This is a genomic window from Nocardiopsis prasina DSM 43845, from assembly GCF_000341265.1.
Taxonomy (GTDB): Bacteria; Actinomycetota; Actinomycetes; order Streptosporangiales; family Streptosporangiaceae; genus Nocardiopsis; species Nocardiopsis prasina.
This window is the reverse complement of sequence record NZ_ANAE01000194.1, coordinates 25,269-45,325: the sequence shown is the minus strand read 5'-3', so window position 1 is coordinate 45,325 and position 20,057 is coordinate 25,269. Positions and strand designations below refer to the sequence as shown.

Annotated in this window: 19 protein-coding genes and 1 tRNA gene; 11 read left to right on the top strand and 9 right to left on the bottom strand. The window is 70.3% G+C overall.

What is annotated here, in order from left to right:
- Positions 1 to 218 precede the first annotated feature (218 nt).
- A complete protein-coding gene (locus D452_RS28875; protein ID WP_239646439.1) occupies positions 219 to 1,337 on the top strand; it encodes a DUF4037 domain-containing protein in 1,119 nt (372 codons plus the stop codon).
- A 131-nt stretch (positions 1,338 to 1,468) separates the two neighbouring features.
- Positions 1,469 to 2,311: an oxygenase MpaB family protein gene (locus tag D452_RS0123895; protein ID WP_017546663.1), complete on the top strand. Its 843-nt coding sequence runs from the start codon at positions 1,469 to 1,471 to the stop codon at positions 2,309 to 2,311.
- Positions 2,312 to 2,333: 22 nt separating this feature from the next.
- Here the strand turns inward: D452_RS0123895 and D452_RS0123890 are convergent, their stop codons facing one another.
- Both D452_RS0123890 and D452_RS30955 read right to left on the bottom strand, forming a co-directional pair.
- On the bottom strand, positions 2,334 to 5,312 hold the full coding sequence (locus tag D452_RS0123890; protein WP_083927609.1) for an AfsR/SARP family transcriptional regulator: 2,979 nt from the start codon (positions 5,310 to 5,312) through the stop codon (positions 2,334 to 2,336).
- A 186-nt stretch (positions 5,313 to 5,498) separates the two neighbouring features.
- Complete coding sequence (locus D452_RS30955) at positions 5,499 to 5,654, bottom strand: hypothetical protein (RefSeq protein ID WP_017546661.1); 156 nt, start codon at positions 5,652 to 5,654, stop codon at positions 5,499 to 5,501.
- A 1,045-nt stretch (positions 5,655 to 6,699) separates the two neighbouring features.
- Between D452_RS30955 and D452_RS0123880 the strand changes: the two genes are divergently transcribed.
- Positions 6,700 to 7,176, top strand: coding sequence for an NUDIX hydrolase (locus tag D452_RS0123880; RefSeq protein WP_017546660.1), 477 nt, complete (start codon positions 6,700 to 6,702; stop codon positions 7,174 to 7,176).
- A 339-nt stretch (positions 7,177 to 7,515) separates the two neighbouring features.
- Here the strand turns inward: D452_RS0123880 and D452_RS0123875 are convergent, their stop codons facing one another.
- Positions 7,516 to 8,064, bottom strand: a complete 549-nt coding sequence (locus D452_RS0123875) for a TIGR03086 family metal-binding protein (protein ID WP_017546659.1) — start codon at positions 8,062 to 8,064, stop codon at positions 7,516 to 7,518.
- A 391-nt stretch (positions 8,065 to 8,455) separates the two neighbouring features.
- On the opposite strand from D452_RS0123875, the gene D452_RS0123870 reads away from it, so the two are divergent.
- Complete coding sequence (locus tag D452_RS0123870; protein WP_017546658.1) at positions 8,456 to 8,893, top strand: hypothetical protein; 438 nt, start codon at positions 8,456 to 8,458, stop codon at positions 8,891 to 8,893.
- A 146-nt stretch (positions 8,894 to 9,039) separates the two neighbouring features.
- Entirely contained in the window at positions 9,040 to 9,852 is an 813-nt protein-coding gene (locus D452_RS0123865; RefSeq protein ID WP_017546657.1) for a DUF2786 domain-containing protein, read from the top strand.
- A 212-nt stretch (positions 9,853 to 10,064) separates the two neighbouring features.
- On the opposite strand, the gene dnaN is transcribed toward D452_RS0123865, so the two are convergent.
- On the bottom strand, positions 10,065 to 11,186 hold the full coding sequence (dnaN, locus tag D452_RS0123860) for a DNA polymerase III subunit beta (protein ID WP_017546656.1): 1,122 nt from the start codon (positions 11,184 to 11,186) through the stop codon (positions 10,065 to 10,067).
- A 73-nt stretch (positions 11,187 to 11,259) separates the two neighbouring features.
- Positions 11,260 to 11,718 carry a DUF4442 domain-containing protein gene (locus D452_RS0123855; protein ID WP_017546655.1) on the bottom strand — a complete coding sequence of 153 codons (459 nt, stop codon included), beginning with the start codon at positions 11,716 to 11,718 and terminating at the stop codon, positions 11,260 to 11,262.
- A 127-nt stretch (positions 11,719 to 11,845) separates the two neighbouring features.
- Between D452_RS0123855 and D452_RS0123850 the strand changes: the two genes are divergently transcribed.
- The 3 genes from D452_RS0123850 (at position 11,846) to D452_RS0123840 (ending at position 12,833) form a co-directional block, all read left to right on the top strand.
- A tRNA-Ser gene (locus D452_RS0123850) sits at positions 11,846 to 11,934 on the top strand.
- A 181-nt stretch (positions 11,935 to 12,115) separates the two neighbouring features.
- Positions 12,116 to 12,328, top strand: a complete 213-nt coding sequence (locus D452_RS0123845; protein WP_017546654.1) for a hypothetical protein — start codon at positions 12,116 to 12,118, stop codon at positions 12,326 to 12,328.
- A gap of 295 nt (positions 12,329 to 12,623) precedes the next feature.
- Complete coding sequence (locus tag D452_RS0123840; protein WP_110051936.1) at positions 12,624 to 12,833, top strand: hypothetical protein; 210 nt, start codon at positions 12,624 to 12,626, stop codon at positions 12,831 to 12,833.
- Between the two features lie 30 nt (positions 12,834 to 12,863).
- Here the strand turns inward: D452_RS0123840 and D452_RS0123835 are convergent, their stop codons facing one another.
- From D452_RS0123835 to D452_RS29915, 3 genes are all read right to left on the bottom strand, one after another.
- The gene (locus D452_RS0123835; RefSeq protein WP_026129628.1) at positions 12,864 to 13,796 is read right to left on the bottom strand and encodes a universal stress protein; all 933 of its coding nucleotides are present in this window, start codon (positions 13,794 to 13,796) and stop codon (positions 12,864 to 12,866) included.
- 97 nt (positions 13,797 to 13,893) lie between these two features.
- Positions 13,894 to 14,811 (bottom strand): universal stress protein, encoded by a 918-nt coding sequence (locus D452_RS0123830; protein ID WP_026129627.1) that lies wholly within the window; start codon positions 14,809 to 14,811, stop codon positions 13,894 to 13,896.
- Between the two features lie 78 nt (positions 14,812 to 14,889).
- Positions 14,890 to 16,638, bottom strand: coding sequence for a MinD/ParA family ATP-binding protein (locus D452_RS29915; protein ID WP_017546650.1), 1,749 nt, complete (start codon positions 16,636 to 16,638; stop codon positions 14,890 to 14,892).
- A 194-nt stretch (positions 16,639 to 16,832) separates the two neighbouring features.
- On the opposite strand from D452_RS29915, the gene D452_RS0123820 reads away from it, so the two are divergent.
- Positions 16,833 to 17,807: an NAD(P)H-quinone oxidoreductase gene (locus D452_RS0123820; protein WP_017546649.1), complete on the top strand. Its 975-nt coding sequence runs from the start codon at positions 16,833 to 16,835 to the stop codon at positions 17,805 to 17,807.
- A gap of 33 nt (positions 17,808 to 17,840) precedes the next feature.
- Positions 17,841 to 18,389 (top strand): bacterial proteasome activator family protein, encoded by a 549-nt coding sequence (locus tag D452_RS0123815; RefSeq protein WP_017546648.1) that lies wholly within the window; start codon positions 17,841 to 17,843, stop codon positions 18,387 to 18,389.
- A gap of 55 nt (positions 18,390 to 18,444) precedes the next feature.
- Here the strand turns inward: D452_RS0123815 and serS are convergent, their stop codons facing one another.
- Entirely contained in the window at positions 18,445 to 19,725 is a 1,281-nt protein-coding gene (gene serS / locus D452_RS0123810; RefSeq protein ID WP_026129626.1) for a serine--tRNA ligase, read from the bottom strand.
- 59 nt (positions 19,726 to 19,784) lie between these two features.
- On the opposite strand from serS, the gene D452_RS30510 reads away from it, so the two are divergent.
- Complete coding sequence (locus tag D452_RS30510; RefSeq protein WP_110051924.1) at positions 19,785 to 20,051, top strand: hypothetical protein; 267 nt, start codon at positions 19,785 to 19,787, stop codon at positions 20,049 to 20,051.
- Positions 20,052 to 20,057: the final 6 nt, after the last annotated feature.

Genomic DNA, 20,057 nt, shown 5'->3' with positions numbered 1-20,057 from the left:
GTTCCACCAGACCTCACCCGAAGGTGACATTCACCTTCCCCCCTTCCGTGCGGAGGGCGGGGGCGATCCGTCGGAAAAGCAGTGGACGGGGTCCGTGGTGAGTGACAGAACGGAGCACGGACGTCAGGCACGGAAGCCTCGGCACGCTGTGGCGACCGAGCCGAGGGCCAGGGCACGGACCCCGCGCGGCCCGGCCCACGGGAACGGAGTGAACGCGCATGACCGACCACCCCCCGCCCTCTCCGGCGGAACACGCGGCACCCCCTCCCCCTGAGGCGGACCGGGCGTTCCTGCCCGGGCTGGAGTTGTCGCGCGCCCTCTACGAGGAGGGGGTGGCCCCTCTTCTGCAGGGGGTCCCTCACGCCGCCGCCCGAGTGGGTACGGGTTCGGAGGTGCTGGGCCTGGACACCGCCCGCTCCACCGACCACGACTGGGGGCCGCGCCTCCAACTGTTCGTCTCCCACGGCCACGGACGCGTGCGGGCGCTCCTGGAGGAGTGCCTGCCCCGACGGGTGCGCGGCTGGCCCACGCGGTACGAACCGGTACCCGACGACCCCGGGGTGCACCGGCTCACTGACGGCCCCGGAGGGCGGCACCTGGTCGACGTGGTCGAACCCGGCACCTGGTTCACCGAGTGGCTGGGGTTCGATCCGAACGCCGAGGTGACCACCGCTGACTGGCTGGCGACCCCGACCCAACGGCTGGCGGGGGCGGTCGCCGGTGCCGTGTTCCACGACGGGGTCGGGGAACTCACCGCCGCGCGCCGGACCCTGCTCGGGTACCCCACCGACGTCTGGCGGTACGTGCTGGCCTGTCAGTGGCTGCGAATCGCCCAGGAGGAGCCTTTCGTGGGACGATGTGCGGAGACCGGTGACGAACTCGGAGCACGGGTGGTCGCCTCCCGTCTGGTTCGCGACCTCATGCGCCTGTGCCTGCTGCTCGCGCGCCGCTACCCGCCCTACTCCAAGTGGTTGGGGTCGGCCTTCTCCGCTTCCCGAGGCGGCCGAGGTGGGCCCCGTACTGCGCAGGGCGCTCTCCGCGCCCGACCCGCAGCACGACCTGGCCGAGGCGTGCCGGATGGTCGCGGCCTGGCAGAACCGGACCGGGTTGGCGGAGGAGCTGTCCCCCGAGCCCCGCCCCTTCCACTCGCGGCCGTACCCCGTCCTGGACGCCGCGCGCTACACCGAGGCCCTGCTCGCCGGGGTCGAGGACCCTCGCTCGTCGGTCTGCCGCCGGTGGGCGCCGTCGACCAGTACGTCGACAGCACCGACGCCCTGGAACGTGTCGGACTGGCCCGGAACGTGGCCCGCGCCGTGGGTCGGCTCGGCTCCGGCTAGGGCCCGATCGGAGCTCCCGTGGGCCGGGAGGGCCGTCCGGAAGCCGGGCGAGACGAACGTGGAGGAAGCCCCATATACCAGGATGGGCGCGTCACCTGCGACGAAGCAGGGCGCTGCCCTACGATCCAGGCATGGACCTATCCCACGCCCCGCCCGTTCTGCGGAGGCTCAACACCGAGGCCAGCATCCTCGCCGGGGCCGGTTACGCGATCCTGCTCCAGGTCGCCCACCCGAGCGTCGCCCGAGGAGTCGCCGAGCACAGCGACTTCGCGGCGCGCCCGCTCGACCGGCTGCGCGGCACTCTCTACTACGTCTACGGGACCGCCCTGGGCACGCCGGAGGAGCGCGAGCGCGTCCAGGCGATCGTGCGCGCCGTGCACCGCAAGGTCCGGGGGCCGGGCTACGACGCCCTCGACCCCGAACTCCTGCTCTGGATCGGTGCGACGCTGTACCACAGCGCGGTGCGCCTGTACGAGATGACCGTGGCCGAACTGACCGAGGAGGAACGCGCCCAGTTCCTGCGTGAGACCTCGGTGTACGCCACCGCACTCGGCCTACCCCAGGAATGGTGGCCCCAAAGCATCGAGGAGTTCTCGGACTACTGGGAGAACGCCTACGCCCGCTTGGAGGTCGGCCCGGACGCCGTGGGCCTGACCGAGGGGCTGTTCCGTCCGAACAACCGGCTGCTGTGGCCCATGTGTGAGACACAGCGGTTCCTCAGCGGTGGCCTGTTGGAGCCGGAGCTGCGCGAGCAGTTCGGCATCCCCTGGTCAGAGGCGCGCCAGCGTCGCTTCGAGCGCCTGATGCGCCTCACTCGCAGGGTGTACCCGCGCCTCCCGAAGGCCGTCCGGAGTCTGCCCTCGACCCTGTACCTGAGGTCGTTGAGGAAGAACGGCGGCTGGAAGCCGTCGAAGTCGTCGAAGTCCGAGAGGACGAAGCGCCGGACCGGTGACGGCGGCTGTCCGAGGGGCTGAGCGTGACCCGCCGCGGAGGGGCTCAGAGGCCCTTGAGCGCTTCCCGCGCCTGGTCGACCTCGGGCAGCCCCATCTCCTCGAAGGCCTGGAGGGCGTCGGTGAGCAGCGACCGGGCGCGATCGGCGTCGACCACCGGCGCGGGCAACCTCCCGAGTGCCAGTGCGGCCCTGGCCGCGGTGTAGCGCTCACCGCGCTCGGTCGCGCTGGTCAGGGCCTTCTCCAGGGTTCGCGCGGCTCTGGCGGGCTGCTCGGCGGCGGAGTAGGTCATCCCGAGGTCCGTCAGGATCTCCGCGTCGGCGCTGCGGTTGCCGCTCCGGTCCGCCAACTCCAGGGCCCTGCGGTGTTCCGCGACGGCCTCGTCGAACCTCCCGCCCGCACGGTAGGCGGCCCCCAGGGAGTTGTGGGCGTACATCTCCTTCATGCTCTTGCCCTGGGCCATACTGACCGCGACCCGCAGCGCCTCGTAGGCGCCCTCCAGGTCGCCGAGGGCCGTCCTGGCCTCACCTGCGACCAGCGCAGCCTGGGTCCGGCTGTTGTCCAGACTCTCGTCCGCGCCCAGGGCCAGGACACCCTCGCTCTGTGCCAGGGCCTCCCGGTACCTCCCGAGGTTCAGATGCAGCACGCTCAGGTTGGCCCGCTGCATCACCTCCAACTGCTTGTCCCCCTGGGACACCGCGTAGGCGAGAACGCCTTCCAGGCACTCGGCGCTCTCCCGGAACCGTCCCATGCGTTCGTAGACCATGCCCAGGTTGGCCAGAGCCCGGATGATGCCTCGTTCGTCACCGAGTTCCTCCAGGAGTTCGCGGGCCTCCTGGAGGAAGGAGAGCGAACTGTCGAACCGCCCGGAGAGGCAGTGCGCGATTCCCATGCCGATGAGGGTGACCGCGCGGCCCCGTTTACTGCCACGACGCTCGCTGGCTCGGAGGGCCTTCTCCTGGGAGGTGAGCAGGAGGCCCATTCTTCCGCGCTGTGCGTAGAACCTCCACACCGCGTCGGCCATCCTCCAGGCCTCCTCGACGCTCTGCCCGTCGCTGTAGAAGTCGATGACGTCGGCGACGTTGTCCTGGTGGAGGTCGAACCAGGCCTCGGCCTCGGCCCGGTCAAGCAGCTCGGCGTGGTACCGCGAGCCTCCCGCCTCGTCCGGGCTGCCGTGCGCGCGTGGTCCCAACAGGTCGGCCGCCCGTTGTGAGACGGACATGTACTGGTTGGCCAGCCTCGCCCTTGCCTCGTCGGCCTCACCGGAGCTCAGGTCGGACGACCCCCGGTAACGCGAGAAGTCGCCGATGAGGTCGTGTAACCGGTACACGTCACCGTCCGGTTCCTCCAGTAGACAGACGCCCACCAGCCCTTGGAGGAGGTCGTCCGCGTCCTCCGGCTCCATGTCCATCAGGGCCGCCGCCCCGTGCAGGTCGACGGTGGTACCGATCAGCACCCCGAGCAGGAGGAAGGCCCGCCGCTGGTCGGGGTTGAGGCTCTGGTACGAGAGGTCGATCGCCGCCTCGACGTCCTGGCCGTCCATCTGGAGCTCGCGGAAACGGCGGCTCTGCTCGCTCAGCCGACGCTCGACGTGTCCGAAGGACCACTTCGGCCTGCTGAGCATCCGCCCGGCGACGACCCGCAACGCCAGGGGCAACCCGCCGCAGATCCGAACCACCCTCAGGGCCTTTTCCCGCTCCCGAAGGACCCTGTCCTCCCCCAGGACCTTTCCGAGCAGTTCCAGTGCCGACTCCTCGCCCAGCATGCTGAGGGAGACGTAGTCCGTACCGCTGAGACCGGCCAGGTCGTTCCGGGTGGTGATGAGTGTGAGCGTGCCCTCCGCCGAGGGCAGGATCGGGTTGACCTGCGCGTAGCTGACCGCGTTGTCCAGGATCACCAGCAGGCGCCTGCCCCGCAGGGTAGCTCGCCAGAGCGCGGACCGTTCATCCACTGAGTCGGGCAGGTCCTCGAAGGGCACGCCGACCGCACGCAGGAGGGCGCCCAGCGCAGCGCCCTCGTCCAGGGGCCTCTTCTCGGCCGTGTACCCGTACAGGTCGATGAACAGCTGTCCGTCCGGGAAGTGGGACACCAGTTCGTGTCCGGCACGAACGGCGAGCGTGGTCTTCCCGGACCCCCCACTGCCCGAGATCACACAGACTCTGGCTCGTTCGCCCTGCGAGGTACCCACTCCGACCAGGTGGTTCAGGCTCTCACGACGTCCAGCGAAGTCCTGGATGTCCCGAGGGAGGTCGTTGCGGACCACGAAGTGGTCCTTCACCGCGGGGAAGGGTGAGGGCAGTCCCTTCACGGGTGTGTGCTCGGGTGTGTCCGCACGCAGGATCTGGGTGTGCAGCGCCGTGAGGTCCGGGTCCGGGTCCACTCCCAGTTCCTCCGCCAGGCGGGAGCGGATCTCCTCGTAGGCCGACAACGCCGCCGCCCGTTCACCGCTGTGCCAGAGGGCGGAGACGAAGAGGTGGTGCAGCCGTTCCCGGAGCGTCTCCTCCCGCACGATCGGGGTGAGGTAGGAGACCACTTCGCTGGCACGGCCCAGTGAGAGAGCGCAGGAGGCCCACTCGGCCACCGCCGCCCAGCGCTCCTCCAGGAGCGGGGAGACCACCGAGTAGTAGAGGTGTTCGGCCCCGACCCCGGAGAAGGGGACCCCGCGCCAGCACTCCAGCGCCTCGGAGAGGCGCTCGAGAGCGGTCTCCGGGTCGGCGGGGTCGGCGCTGTCACGCAGGCGCCGGAACCGGTGCAGGTCGACGCGGCCCGGGTCGACGTCGGCCAGGTAACCACCGGAGGTGGTGCTGATCATCCCGGGGAACTCGCGGCGCAGGTGGGAGATCTGGACCTGGATGACCGAGCGGGCGGTCCGCGGTGGATCGTCGCTCCAGAGGTAGCTGATCAGCTGGTCAAAGGTGACCTCACGCCCCGCGTACACGAGCAGCGCGCCCAGAACACACCGCTGGCGTGGTCCACCGACAGGCAGGGGCCGTCCTTCGGACCACGCGGCAATGGGGCCAAGCACGCCGAATTCCACAAGGAGCAACCCTAGCAAGCTCGACTTGTGGAATTCGGTGTGCGTCGGAGCCGCTCACACCGAGCAACCCTCTTACCTGGGACCCGGAGCAGCGGCGCCTGGAGTCGGGTCCGTCCACGCCGAGTGCCCCCCTCTTCTACAGCACTCGGTGCGGCGCCCCCGAAAGGAATCTGGCTACTTCTCTTCCTTCTTCTCCTCGGGCTTGTCCTCCCGCTCGGCGGGGAGGCTCTCCTTCGGAGCGGGCTCCTGGAAGGGATCAATTCTCGCCGTGATCTCGACACCGCCGACGATCGCGTCGAACTGCTCGTTGACTGTGAGCATCTCGGGCACTCGGACTCCTTTGCGTACGGCACTCGCGTAGAGCCTGAGAGTCGCCCTACGTCGTCTACGAAGCATCAAGGGGCACCGCCTTCCGACGGAGCCGCCACCCGTGGCGCTGCCGCCTCAGCTACGCCACGGATGGCATGTGTCCGACGGACGCCGGACGCACTGGGAAGCTGCGAGCCGTCCTCACGCAGCTACCGATCCGACGAACGTGCACCACACTAGAGAGATCCTCTTCCGCTCCGCTTTCAACCGGCTTTCAATCCCGAACGGAAAACCCAAGGTCACAACGCCGCTACCCGTTGTTCGCTTCTCGCACCGCAGCGAACTCCCCAGGGGCGCCCCACCGCTTCCCGTCACCGCGCGAACACGAATCACCGGATTCTCGACACCTCTCGAAGGTGGCTGGGGAGTGGAGGCGGCTTTCCGAAATACGAACGGCGGCGGGGAACAGTCTCACACCAAGGGGCGTTCCTACCCCCACAGGGGATCCCGCGAACATTTCCGACCCTTCCTTACCCCCTCGAACCCTCACCCGTCACGGTTCCGAGCACCGGAATCCTTCCGCGAGCCGGGACGTTCGCAGTGCCCTCTTTCGGTCACGTTCGGGGCGCCTTGGGGGGTCGGGGCGTCCACCCCGGTTCACGGCCCGACCCGCCTGCGCGGACGACCTCCGCCCCCGCTCCGACGTCCGTCATCGGCCCCGGCCTGAGCAGCTGGAACATGACGACGAAGGTGGTCAGGGTGACGAGGGGGGTGAGACCGAGCCCGGCAGGGGAAGGGGTGGGGTTGACCGTCGGTGAAGGCGACCAGCCCGCGCATGAGCGGCGTGTGGGTGAGCATTCCGGCGGTGTGGACGCACAGCGGGAGAACTCCGTGGCTTCTGACGAGGCCGGGGGCGTACACGAGCAGAGAGGCTGCGGAAGAGGTCGAGCGGGCCATAGGTTCAAGAGATGAGCGGGAATGATCTCCGTGGATCCGGTTGTCCACAGGGCCGTGGGCCGAGGACCCCTGATCGTGACACGAACGACAGCTCTGGTTGGAGGGCTTGATGCAGGAGGGCGACGGAAACGGCTGGGTGGACCTGGCCGACGGATCCCGCAGGTGGGGTCGGTACGGCGCGGCCGGGTTGCTGTTGTACGCCACCGACGCGGCCGGGTCCGGTCACGTCCTGCTCCAGCACCGTGCGGGCTGGACGCACATGGGCGGGACCTGGGGCATCCCCGGCGGGGCCCGCAACCGGGACGAGACCCCACTCGAGGCGGCCGTGCGCGAGTTCAGCGAGGAGGTGTCCGGTGACCTCGGGCAGTACACGGTCCTGGGCTCCCACGAGCAGGACCTGTCCGTGTGGCGCTACGACACGTTCCTGCTGCGGATTCCCGCCCTCACCCCGTTCCGCCCGGGGAACTCGGAGAGCAAGGAGATCCGGTGGGTCCGGGTGGACAGCGCCGAGGACCTCCCACTGCTGCCCGCCTTCCGTTCCGCCTGGCCGCACCTGAGCGCCGACCTGCGGGCCGCGACGGCGTAGGCGGGGTCGGGGGCGGTGCCCCCGTGCCTCACCGGCCGCTCCAACCCCTGCGGCCGACCCAAACGCCCCAAACGCATCGCGGCGCCGCGCGACGGCGTGGCGTGGCCGGCACCGACCGGCCCGTCTCCGCCTGGTGGGGAGGTCCCTCTCCGCCAGGCGGAGACGGGCGCGGGGGCCCGATGTGCCCACAGCCACGCCACTCCCAGTCGTGGCCACCGATCGACCGTGGACGAGCCCGGGGACGCGGTGTTGCCCCACACCCCACGGAGGAGACCACGTTCACGTCGACGCCCGAACGGGACCGGGGAGTCCCGCCTGCCCCGAGGCCCCTCTGTCCGGCTACACGCCCCGGCCCATCCTGGCGAGGACGCGCTCCTGTCGGGAGGCCCCGGGCGGCGCCTCGGGGCCGCGCACGAACACCCCCTCCATGTACGCGTGCTCGCCAAAGGACTCCAGAGCCGCCTCCAGACGGTCGACCTCCGCCTCGGTGAGCTCGGTGTCCCCGCCGACGGCCCGGGCGACGTCCCACCGGTGCGCGATCATGTCGAACACGTAGTAGGTGTCGAGGGTCCGGGTGACGGTGGTCGTGCCGAACATGCCCTCGTAGGATCTCTCGGCGACCTCGGGATCCGAGAGCAGGTCGAGCATCCCCCTCTCGTGGACGGTCCAGGCCTCGGCCGGATCGTCGTCCACGTCGGGGACGGCCGGGAGTGCGACCCCCACGCCCTCGAGAAACGACCTCTGGGTTCCGATCAGGTGGCGTACGACGTCTGCGGCGGACCACCCCTCGCAGGGCGAGGGGGCGGACCACCGGTCGCTCGGCACGGTGCGCAGGAGCTCGCCGAGGGGCCGAGCGGCGGCACGGTAGTTCTCATGGACGGTCGACATGGATCCATCCTCTCTCCGAAGGCGGATCCGGGTCCTGAGGAGTCCCGGCGAGCGGGGGCGTGTCCTCCGAGGAGACCCGTTCCGGGGGCTCCGCGAGGACGCCGCACACCCGCGCGGACACTGACACCCCAGGTCGGAACCGTGAGGACGACAACCTCTGCGGAACGGGCACTTCCGGGCCCCGTCGATCGTTGGACTCGGCAGAGGCGGCGACCACACGGTTCTGGGATGATGATTCGTGTCGGCTTCCCCCGCGCGCCAGGTGCCAAGGCACCGTCTCGGGGGTAAGTCAGGGACGGGCCCTGATGTGCTTGACCGCCCCGACCCCGCATGCTGGAGGGGACGGCCCTGCGAAGAGTGGGCGCCACGCGATTCGACTGGAGCTGTGAACATGACGCTGGAGCGCGGTAACGCATTCACTCCCGTCGCCTCGGCGACGATGATCTGGCCGTGGGGGGCGTCCGTCGTTGGCGGCACCGTGGCCGGTGCCCTCTCCTTCCTCGCCAACTTCGGACTGGCCGGCATCCCGGCCGCCGTGACCACCGGAATCTTCTTCTTCGCCCTGATCGGCGGGGTCGGCGGCGTGCTGAGCAAGAAGGGCGACCGCCGCGGCCGCCGCTGGGCCGCCGCCTATCCGTTCCGCTACGCGAGCGCCCCGGCGATCCTCGGCGGTGGCGCCACCGCCGTGGTGAGCTACATCGTGTCCGTGATCACCGACTTCGCCATCATCGGCGGCCTGTTCGGCGGGCTCTGGGCGGGTCTCGGTGTGGGGCTGGCCCTGTGGCTCATCATCGGCGTCGTGGCCATGGTCGCGGGCGACAAGAAGTAGGCGCACACCGGGGTCGTTCGGCGCCGCCGTGATGGTGGAGGGGAACAGAAGGGCCTAGGCTCGATGTTTTCCGCCAAGGAGCGGATGGACCACACCTCACCTACGGGAGACAACCGGCGCCGATGACTGAAGCTGCTCGTCAGAAGATGGTCGAGCGGGTCCGCGGGCTCCTTCGCATGGCGGAGGACCCCGCGGTCACTGATGCCGAGAGCCAGGCGTTCACCGCCAAGGCCGCCGAGCTGATGACCCGCCACGCGATCGCCGAGGCCGAGGCCCGCGCCGAGAGGGGCGAGGAACCGGACGCGATCAGCCGCATGGACTACACGGTCCCGGGGGTGGGGGGTCACGGCAAGGCCCGGGTCAGAGCCCTCGCCGACATCGCCGCCGCCTACGGGTGCCAGTCGGCGGTGCGCGGGAACAACTCCGAGAACACCGAACGGACCATCATCCTGGTGGGGACGGTCAGCGCCCTGGACGCGCTGCGGATGCTGATGCCGTCGATCTCCATGCAGATGGAGGCCTCGGCCAGGTTCATGAGTTCCTCGCACGTGGCCGACATCCGGGAACTCCGCAACTACACCCGCTCCGAACTGGAGACCGAGCGCAAGCGCTACTACCGGTCGTTCGTTCGCGCCTACGGCCAGGCGGTGGCCGAACGCATTCGCGAGTTCCGGGCGCGACTCCAGGAAATGGCCGCTCACGACGGAGAACCAGGCGTCACTGAGGGTGACGGCGAGAACGGTTCAGTGCGTGGTGCGGAGTTGGTTCTGCGGGACGACGTGAACCGGGTGAACGAAGAGTTCCACAAGCAATTCCCACAGTTGCGTAAACACCGCCCCGAGCGCACCCACAGCGCCGCCGGATACCGCGCCGGCTACCGGCGCGGACGCCAGGCAGAGCTGGGTCTGGACACCCCGGTGACCAGCGGACGGACGTCCTCTCTGGCCGAGGGCGAATAGCTCCTCACCCCGAGTTATCCACAGGGTGTGCAGAGAATCCACAGGCTCACCGTTTTCCCATGTCACATAGGAAATACGAGCCGATTCAAGAGGCCGTTCAGGCCCCGGAGGGGGCCGATCACCCGGGGTTATCCACAGGCTGGGGGAGCAGCCTGTGGATAACCTGTGGACAGTCCTGTGGAGAACTTTCCCAAGAACACCAAAACCCCTGGTCAACTAACCCGAAGCGGTTGTACCAGGTAGCGGAAAGCGGGACTCTCGCCCTCCTTGGCCGGAACATCCGTGAACACCGCGGGTTTGGTCGGCTCGGTGAGGTGCAGGTGGGCGGTGTCGGTCTCCACCCCGTTGAGCCCGTCCGTCAGGTAGTCGGGCCGGAAGGCCAGCCGGATCGGGTCCCCCTCGAAGCCGACCTCCAGGGCCTCCACGGCCTGGGCGTCGTCACCCGAACCCGCCTCGAGTACGACCTCACGCTCAGTGAAGGCGAGCCGCAGCGGCGTGTTTCGGTCCGCCACCAACGCGACCCGCTTGACCGCCTCCAGCAGCGGCGCGACGGGCACCTCGGCCCGCGCGGCGAAGTCGGTGGGGAACCAGGAGGCGTACTTGACGAAGTCGCTGTCGATCAACCGGGTGGTGGTCCGGCGCTCACCGTTCTCGAACCCGACCATGCCCTCGGCGGGACCGGCCCCGGTGGACAGGGCGATGTCCACGTTGCTCTGGTTGATCAGACCCCGGACCGTGTTGGCCAGGGTGCGCGCGGGCACCAGTGCGGCGGCGTCGACCTCGGCGTCCTCCGGCCGCCACCAGAGTTCACGCACCGCGATGCGGTAGCGGTCGGTGGCCACGACACTCAGCTGGTCGCCGGTGAAGTCCAGGTAGGCACCGGTGAGCATCGGCAGGGTGTCGTCCCGACTCGCCGCCGGGGTGACCTGGCGAACCGCCGCGGTGAACGCGTCGGCGGGCACGGAGCCGATCCGCCCGGGCATCCCGGGCAGGCTCGGGTAGTCCTCCAGCGGCATGGTGATCAGGGTGAACCTGGCCGCACCGGCGCTGACCAGCAATCTGGCCCCGTCGGTCTCAAGGCGCACCGTGCCCGAGGGAAGGTTGTTGACGATCTCGGCCAACAGTCTCCCGGGCACCAACGCGGCGCCGGTCTCCTCCGAGAGGACCTCCACGGAGGCCCGGGTGGAGACCTCGTAGTCGAAGCCGGACATGTGCAGGGCACTGCCGTCCGGCGCGACCTCCAGGCGCATCCCGGCGAGCACGGGGACCGCGTGCCGGGTCGGCAGGGCCCTGGCGGTCCACGCGACCGCCTCCGCGAACGCGTCGCGGTCCACACGTACTCTCACTGCGCCTCCCGGTCGTTGCTTGCGGCCAACGTACCCAGCGGCACCGACACTCGACGGATGGCTACTTCCGGTTCGGACGCAGGGTCCACACCACGGTCATCCGGCCCGTGACGGTGCCGTCGTCCGTGCGCAGTTCGATCTCCACCGGGAACTCGGGACGCTTGCCCTCGTCCAGTTCGGCGAGGACCTCGTCCCGCGAGCGGCCCAGCGTGGCCTCGGCGGTCACGTCGCCCATGGCGAGCTTGAGGTAGCGGATCTCGGCGCTGACGGCCAGCGGGACCGCGCGCTCCAGCTGGTCACCGAAGGTGCCGATCACGATGGCACCCGAGGCAGACTCGGCCAGCGTGAACATGGCGCCCGCGTGCGGGCCGCCCACGTGGTTGTGGTGGTCGGCGTTGTCGGGCAGCCGCATGGTGGCGCGCCCGTAGTCGAGGTCGCTGAAGGTCACGCCCAGCGTGCGCGCGAAGGGAACCGAGGCCAGGAACCCGGACTTGACCATCTCCGCCGTCTCGGCGTCCATTTTCTGCATACCCCCAAGGTTACTCACGAGTAACCCGAGAGCGCCACCCCCAACCAAGCCCGAATACTCCCGCGAAGCCGCCCCCGCCGTGGGCTACCATGTCTGGCGGAGAGGACTCCTCTCCCAAGGAGGGTTCGCATAGCGGCCGAGTGCAGTGCTCTTGAAAAGCACCAAGTCCTTGACGGGGCTTCATGGGTTCAAATCCCATACCCTCCGCAGAAGAGAAGGCCGGTGATCCGGGTCCGCGCGGGACCAGGGCCACCGGCCTTCGTCGTTCCTAGTTCCAGAGCCCCAGGTGCTCAGCTGGTCAGACCTGCCGCCGACCTGGTCCGCGTTTGACCGGTTTCGGGCGCGGTAAACCCGGAGTAGCGGCCGCCCCCGGTCCCCAAGGACTCAGATGACCGATCTCCCCCGCTGGCTCACCTCGCCGGGAGCTTCGATGGCGCTTCTCGTGGCGGTGGCTGTCACCATCGGCGTCCTGATCGGCTGGATGTTCTCCCCACCACCGTGGGTCATTGGAACGATCGTCGGTGTCGTGTGCGGTACCGGCGCTCCCCTGGTCGTCAAGAGAGCGATAGCCCCGGAAGCGCGGGAGACGGACGAACGATGACGGGAGGGCATCGGGAAGTCCTGCCGAGGCGGACGGCTGTCAGCGCGGTCCTTGCTTCACGGTGACGGGCGTCGGCTACATGCACCGCTTCCGGCACGACGACCCTCCGAAGACCCCTCGAACAGGCTCACACCGGAAGGCCTGAGGGAAGCGAGCGATCGAGCACCCGATGGTCGCGGCTGGGACCTGTCGCTTTGTCGACAGATCGCCACTGGGGGTTTGACGCGCTTCTGGTTCGGTATGCCGGAGAGTGACCGGTTCGACACTGGTCCGCAGCCATCCACGGAAGTTCGAGGTGAGGACGATCGGAAAAGCCCCCTGGAGACAGAAGGTCCTGTGGATCACCCTCGGGATCGTCTTCGCGGCCGGCGCCCTGGCGGTGCTGGTCCCCACCCTCGGAGGGTCGTGGACCGTCTACTTCTTCGTCCTGGCGCCGTTCGTGGTGAGCGGCGTCTGGGTCCTGGCCAGCGGCGGATCCCGCAGCAGGTCGGAGCTGGGGAGCTAGGCACGGGGCGGTCCTCGGGCCGCCCCTTCGCTAGTTCTCCTCGTCGGCGTGCTTGGGCAGCACCACCACGGGGATCTTCGCGTGGTGCAGCACGCCCTGGCTCACCGAGCCCAGGAGCAAACCTCGGATGGTGCCGCGGCCACGGGACCCCACGACGATGGCGTCGGCCCCCTCGGCGGCCTCCAGGATCGCGTCGACGGGCCCTGACTGGGTCCGCACCACGGTGACCTCGATGTTCACGTCCTCGCGCTGCTCGTCCATGGCCTCGGCCAGCAGCTCGGCGACGAGCTCCTCGGACTGCCTCTCGAAGATGTTCTCCTGCGGCTGGTGGCCCGCCGCCGTCATCGCGATCGGGTCGTACGGGTAGGGGACCTCCCAGCTGTTGACCACGACCAGCTCACCGTCGGTCTCGGCCGCCAGGTTCACGGCGAGGCCGAGGGCGCGCCGGGAGGGGTTCGACCCGTCGACACCCACGACGATCCGGTCCAGCTTCGTGGTCGCGGGCTTCCCCTTGGGCCCGGAGGGGACCACCACGACGGGGCACGGGGCCTGCGCGGACACCCGGACGCTCACGGAGCCCACGAACATCGAGGCGAACGCCCCGAGGCCGCGGGTACCCAGCACGATGAGGTCGTGCGGGTGGCTGTCCCGGATCAACGCCAACGGCGGTTCCTCCAGAGCCGTGAACGTCTCCACCCTCACGGACGGGTGTTCCTTGCGGACCAGGTCGATGGCCTCAGAGAGGATCGTGGTGGCCTGCCCCGAGATCTCGTCGGAAGGCTCGAAGCGGGTCGGTCCCCCGTAGGCGGACACGATCAGTGGCATCCCGAGTGCGTACACGACGTGCAGCTCGACGTCCCGGCGCGCGGCCTCGGCCGCCGCCCATTCGAGGGCCGCCCGCGAGTGGTCCGATCCGTCCGCGCCCACAACCACCCTGCTGGGACGTTGTCGTTCGCCTGACATGGTTCCCCCTTGAGACGAGTTCTCCCTCTACCCATCATCATCACCGAGTCCAGCACGAACACACGTGAACGGCACAGGGAAAACGGGCCCGTCTGTGTCAGTCCTCCTCGTCGGAGTGCGGCGGCAGCACCGCCACGGGGCCGCGCGCCCGGCTCAGCACCCCCTGGCTGGTGGAGCCCATGACCAGGCCCCGCACACCTCCGCGCCCACGGGAGCCCACCACGATGAGGTCGGCCCGCCCACCGGCCTCGAGGAGGGCGTCCACCGGGTCGGCCTGCATCCGCACGGCGCTGATCTCCACTGCCTGGGTCCGGTCGTCGATCACCTCCGCCAGCACCCCGGCGACCACCTCCTCGGACTGGCGGTCGAACATCTCCTCGTGCAGTGACTGGGTGTCGGCCGAGAGAGAGTCCGGATCCTCCGGGAGCGGCACCTCCCAGCTGTTGACCACCACGACCTCGGCGTCCGTGGCCAGCGCGTGCTCCAGGGCGAAGCGCAGCGCCCGGCGTGAGGACTCCGAGCCGTCCACCCCGACCACCACCGTGTTCCGCGGGCGCTCCGGGGCCGGTTCCGGGACGACCACCACCGGGCAGGGGGCGTGGGAGGAGGTGTGCTGGCTCACCGAGCCGAGCATGATCGCCCGAACCGCGCCCAGCCCTCGGGAACCGACGACGATGACGTCGCCGTGTCGGGCCTCGTTGAGCAGGACCGCCGGGGCCTCCTCCGGGGAGAGCGCGGTGGCCACGTCCAGGTCGGGTCGGGCGCTCCGGGCGTACTCGGCGCTCTCGGCGAGCAGCGCGTGCCCGGCCTCCCGGGCAGCCTCCCCGGCTTCGTACCGCTCCGTCGCGGAGTCGACGAAGGTCCCCGTCACCGTCGGCAGGCCGAGGCCGTGCACGATCCTGAGCTGTCGCCCGTATCTGGCGGCGGTGTCGGTCGCCCAGGCCAGCGCCGCGCGGGCGATGGGTGAGCCGTCCACCCCCGCAATGACCGCTGGCGGGCGTTCCTGTGCGTTCATGTCCACCTCTTCCCCTCACTGTTCATTGTCGGGACCGGTCGGCGGGAAACCCGCGAGGGAGGGCCCGCGCGTCTCCCGTCAGCGTGCGAAGGCCTCCCCCACGCTCGCCGCCAGTTGCAGGTACGCGTCCCTGGTCGCGGGGGCGAGCTGTTCCAGGTCGACCTCGGCTCCCTCTTCCAGGTGTCCGTCCCAGGGCACGCGCACGACGGACCGGCAGCGTCCCGCGAAGTGGTCCTCCAGTCGGTTGAGGTCCACGCTGCTCTTGCTGTTGGAGCGGACCATGGACAGCACCACGGCGGCGCCGCGTACGAGGTCTCCGTGGCCGTGCGCGTCCAGCCAGTCGAGGGTGGCGCTGGCGCTGCGCGCGCCGTCCACGGAGGCCGAGCTGACCAGCACCACCTGGTCGGCCAGGCCGAGCACCCCGCGCATCGCGGCGTGCAGGAGTCCGGTGCCGCAGTCGGTGATGCAGATGGAGTAGAAGTGCTCGACGATCCGGGCCACCTCGCGGTAGTCGGCGTCGCTGAACGCCTCGGAGACCGCCGGGTCGCGGTCGGAGGCGAGGATCTCCAGTCGGCTGGGCGCCTGGGAGGTGAAGCCGCGGATGTCGGCGTAGCGCGACACCAGGTGGCGTTCGTTGAGCAGGTCCCGGATGGTGGCCGCGGTCTCCAGGCGCACCTTGTCCGAGAGCGTGCCGCGGTCGGGGTTGGCGTCCACGGCGAGGACCCGGTCCCCGCGCAGGGAGGCCAGGGTGGCGCCCAGGGCGACCGTGGTGGTGGTCTTGCCGACGCCGCCCTTGAGGCTGAGGACCGCCACCCTGTGGTGCCCGGACGCGACCGGGGTGCAGGCGCGGGCGACCAGCTCGCGTTCACGCAGCACCTTGGGCGACTCCCCCGGGTTGATCAGGCCGAGGCTGGCGTTGTGCACGGCCTTGCGCCAGCCGCTGCTGGGGCCGTAGCGCCGGTTGCGGACGAGGGTGGCCGCGCTGAGGGAGTCGGAGGTCTCCCCCTGGTCGGTGTGGGGCGCGGGCGGTCGGGCCGGCGCCTGGCTCCCGCTCCAGGGGTTGGGGCCGGGTCCCAGCCCGCTGCCGGGGCCGGTGTCGCGGGGGCCGGTCAGGGACGCGGGCGGCGCGGGGCGTTCCGGCAGCGGCTCCGCGCGTTCCACGGAGGCCGCCCCGAGCCCGGGCAGGCCCCAGGGGTTCTGGATGCCCGCGTTCTCCGTGCGACCCGCACCAGCGAACCCGGGGTCCTGCCCGGCGCCGGGCGGCGAGGGCGGTAGGGGACCGGGACCGGCGGCCCAGGGCGACGGACCCGGGCGCTCCTGTTCCGCGGGTTCGGGGCGCTCGGCCTCCAGCGGCGGCAGCTGTTCGGGCTCGGGGACGTCGGAGTCGCCGGGCGTCCTGCGCGGGGCCAGCGGGTCCCTCTCCTCGCCCGCCGGACCTCCGAGGCGCTGGGGTCGCTGGGGACGGCGCTCCTCCTGCCACGGGCCTGAAGGCGGCCGGTTCCGGGCGCCGGGCAGCAGCCGGACCGTGTTGCTCGGCAGCTCCTCGGGCTCGTCCGGGGTGTCGTCCCCTCCCCCTTCCGGCGCCGGTGCCCGGAAGGCGGTACCGGGGGTCGGGGGCGGGGTGTCCTCGGGCAGGCGCGCGTACGGCNCCCCCCCCCCGACCCCGCCGAACCACTGTTCCCTGGGGGTGGGTGCGGACGGACCCGGTGCGCCCTCGACCTCCTCCGCGAAGTCAGCCGCGTCGTCATCCGTCCGGCGCCGGATCGACTCCGTGCGCTCGTGCGGCTCCGGCTCGGCTCCTGACCCGTTCTGTTCCTGCTGTGCCACCGGGGCTCTCCTGCGTCGAGGGGATGTGCTGTGGAGGAAGGGCCCTGTCGGGGTTGCCGGGGTGGGGCCCTCGGGGTTCTCATACCCGCGCTGAACAAGAAAAGCATCCCCCTCGACGCCCTGAACAGAGTGATCCCCCTTCCAGCGCGGAACCCTCCTCCCCTTCGGTCGCGTCTCTGGGTACTGTCGGCCCCATGCACGCGATCACAATCACCGAACCCGGCGGCCCCGACGTCCTGGCCTGGTCCGAGGTCCCCGATCCCGTCGTCCGGGAGGGCGAGGTCCTGGTGGACGTGGCGGCCACCGCGGTCAACCGCGCGGACGTCGCCCAACGCCAGGGTGTCTACCCCCCGCCCCCCGGCGGCTCCGAGTACCCGGGCCTGGAGTGCTCGGGCACCATCGCCGAGCTCGGCCCCGGCACGGACGGGACCGGCTGGTCCGTCGGTGACCGGGTGTGCGCCCTGCTGACCGGCGGCGGGTACGCCGAGAGGGTCGCCGTCCCGGTCGGCCAGCTCCTGCCGGTGCCACGCGGGGTGAGTCTGACCGACGCGGCGGCACTGCCCGAGGTGGCCTGCACCGTGTGGTCCAACCTCGTGATGGTGGGCGGGCTTCGTGCCGGGCAGACCGTCCTCGTCCACGGCGGCGGCAGCGGCGTGGGCACGTTCGCCGTCCAGTTCGCGAAGGCCCTGGGCGCCCGTGTGGCGGTCACCGCGGGCAGCGAGGAGAAGCTGGAGCGCTGCCGTGAACTGGGCGCCGAGATCACCGTGAACTACCGCACCGGGAACTTCACCGAGGTCCTGCGGGCCGAGGGCGGCGCGGACCTGATCCTCGACATCATGGGCGGCTCCTACCTGGACGCGAACCTGCGCTCACTGGCCACCAACGGACGCCTCGTGATCATCGGGCTGATGGGCGGCGGCGCCTCCGAGATCGACCTCGGTCGCATGCTGGTCAAACGTCTCTCGGTGCAGGCCACCACGCTGCGCTCCCGGCCGGCCGAGGAGAAGGCGGCCATCGTCTCGGGAGTACTGGAGGAGGTTTGGCCGTTGGTAGAGGAAGGAACCATCCGCCCCGTCGTGGACCGCGAACTGTCGATCGAGGACGCGGCGGAGGCCCACCGCGTGTTGGAATCGAGCGCGCACACAGGCAAGATCCTTCTCACCCGTTGACAGCGTGCCGGACACAGCCGAACTAGGGGATCGATGAGCAACGCAGACGACCAGAAGGAACCGCAGGTCCTGGTGGTCGGAACCGACGACAGCCACGGGAACGGCGACGAGGACGGCTCCGGGGAGCCGCGCACCCTCGCGGACATGGTGGAGCAGCCCGCCAAGGTGATGCGGATCGGCAGCATGATCCGCCAGCTCCTCGACGAGGTGAAGGCGGCCCCGCTGGACGAGGCCAGCCGCACCCGGCTGAAGGAGATCCACACCTCCTCGATCAAGGAGCTGGAGGACGGGCTCGCACCCGAACTCATCGAGGAGCTGGAGCGGCTGACCCTGCCGTTCGCCGAGGGCGCGGCGCCCAGCGACGCCGAGCTGAGGATCGCCCAGGCCCAGCTGGTGGGCTGGCTGGAGGGGCTCTTCCACGGTATCCAGACCACCCTGTTCGCCCAGCAGATGGCGGCCCGGGCGCAGCTGGAGAACATGCGCAAGGCGCTTCCGCCGGGGGTGTCCGGGCTCCAGGCCCAGGGCCCCGGCGCGGAGTCGCAGGAGGACCACCCGCACATGGGGTCCGGCCCCTACCTGTAGGGCCGAACACGACGGAGCCCGCCCCTCACGTGAGGGGCGGGCTCCGTCGTCGTGCCTACTTCTTGCCCTTGGCGGCCTGGACGGGTTCGAGGACGTCCTTGCCCAGGTAGGGGCGCAGGGCCTCGGGGACCACCACGGATCCGTCCGCGCGCTGGTGGTTCTCCAGGATCGCGACGATCCACCGCGTGGTGGCCAGCGTGCCGTTCAGGGTGGCGGCGAAGCGGGGCTTGCCGTCCTCGTCCCGGTAGCGCACGTTGAGGCGCCGGGCCTGGAACTCGGTGCAGTTCGAGGTGGAGGTCAGCTCGCGGTAGGTCTCCTGGGTCGGGACCCACGCCTCGCAGTCGTACTTGCGGGCGGCGCTGGTGCCCAGGTCGCCTCCCGCGATGTCCACCACGCGGTAGGGAAGCTCCAGCTTGTCCAGCATCTCCCGCTCCCAGGCCAGGAGCCGCTTGTGCTCCTCGTGCGCCTGCTCCGGGCGGGTGTAGACGAACATCTCCACCTTGTTGAACTGGTGGACGCGGATGATGCCCCGGGTGTCCTTGCCGTAGGACCCGGCCTCGCGGCGGAAGCAGGACGACCAGCCCACGTAGCGGTTGGGCAGCGCGTCGGCGGGCAGGATCTCGCCGCCGTGATACCCGGCCAGCGCCACCTCGGAGGTCCCCACGAGGTAGAGGTCGTCGGCGGGCAGGTTGTAGACCTCGTCGGAGTGCTCGCCGAGGAACCCGGTGCCCTCCATGGTCTCGGGCTTGACCAGCACCGGCGGGATCATCGCGGTGAAGCCCGCCTCGATGGCCTGGTTCATCGCCATGTTGAGCAGGGCCAGCTCCAGCTGGGCACCCACACCGGTGAGGAAGTAGAACCGGGCGCCGGAGACCTTGGCGCCGCGCTCCATGTCGATGGCGCCGAGCATCTCGCCCAGCTCCAGGTGGTCGCGCGGGGTGAAGTCGAACCCGCGGGGCTCGCCCACGGTCTCCAGCACCACGAAGTCGTCCACGCCGCCCTCGGGGGCGCCCGCCTCGACGAGGTTCGGCACGCGCGCCAGCACGGCGTCGAGCTCGTCCCCGAGCCGTCCCGCCTCGGCCTCGGCCTCCTTGACCTCGGCCGAGAGGGCCTTGGCCCGGGTCAGCAACTCCTCGCGCTCCTCGGGTGAGGCCTTGGAGACGGACTTGCCCACGCTCTTCTGCTCGGCGCGCAGGGTCTCGAACCGGGTCAGCGCGGAGCGCCGACTGGAGTCCAGTTCGAGCAGCCGGTCGGCCACGGCGGGGTCCTCACCGCGGGCCCGCTGCGATGCACGGAGTCGTTCGGGGTCTTCTCGAAGAGCGCGAAGGTCGATCACGTCTTGCAGGTTACCGCCCACCCCACCCGCGCCCCACATCTTTTGCTGACACTCACGTCATGAACCGTCCCCGACCCCGTCTCTCCATCGAAGGACCGAACGGGGAGCGCGAGCCCCCGGGCGGCACCGACGACGATGGGGGAGAAGTCGTGAAACCGCTGGGTGAGATGACCACCGAGGAACTCTCCGGTGCCCTGGAGGCCCTGGACGACGCGCGCCCGGAGGACACGGCGCTGAGGCTGGCGCTGTACCTGGAGCTGCGCCGGGCGGCAACGGAGGAGTGGCTCTTCGAGGAGGGCGCGAACGCCCCCGTCGAGGCCACCTGACGGGTT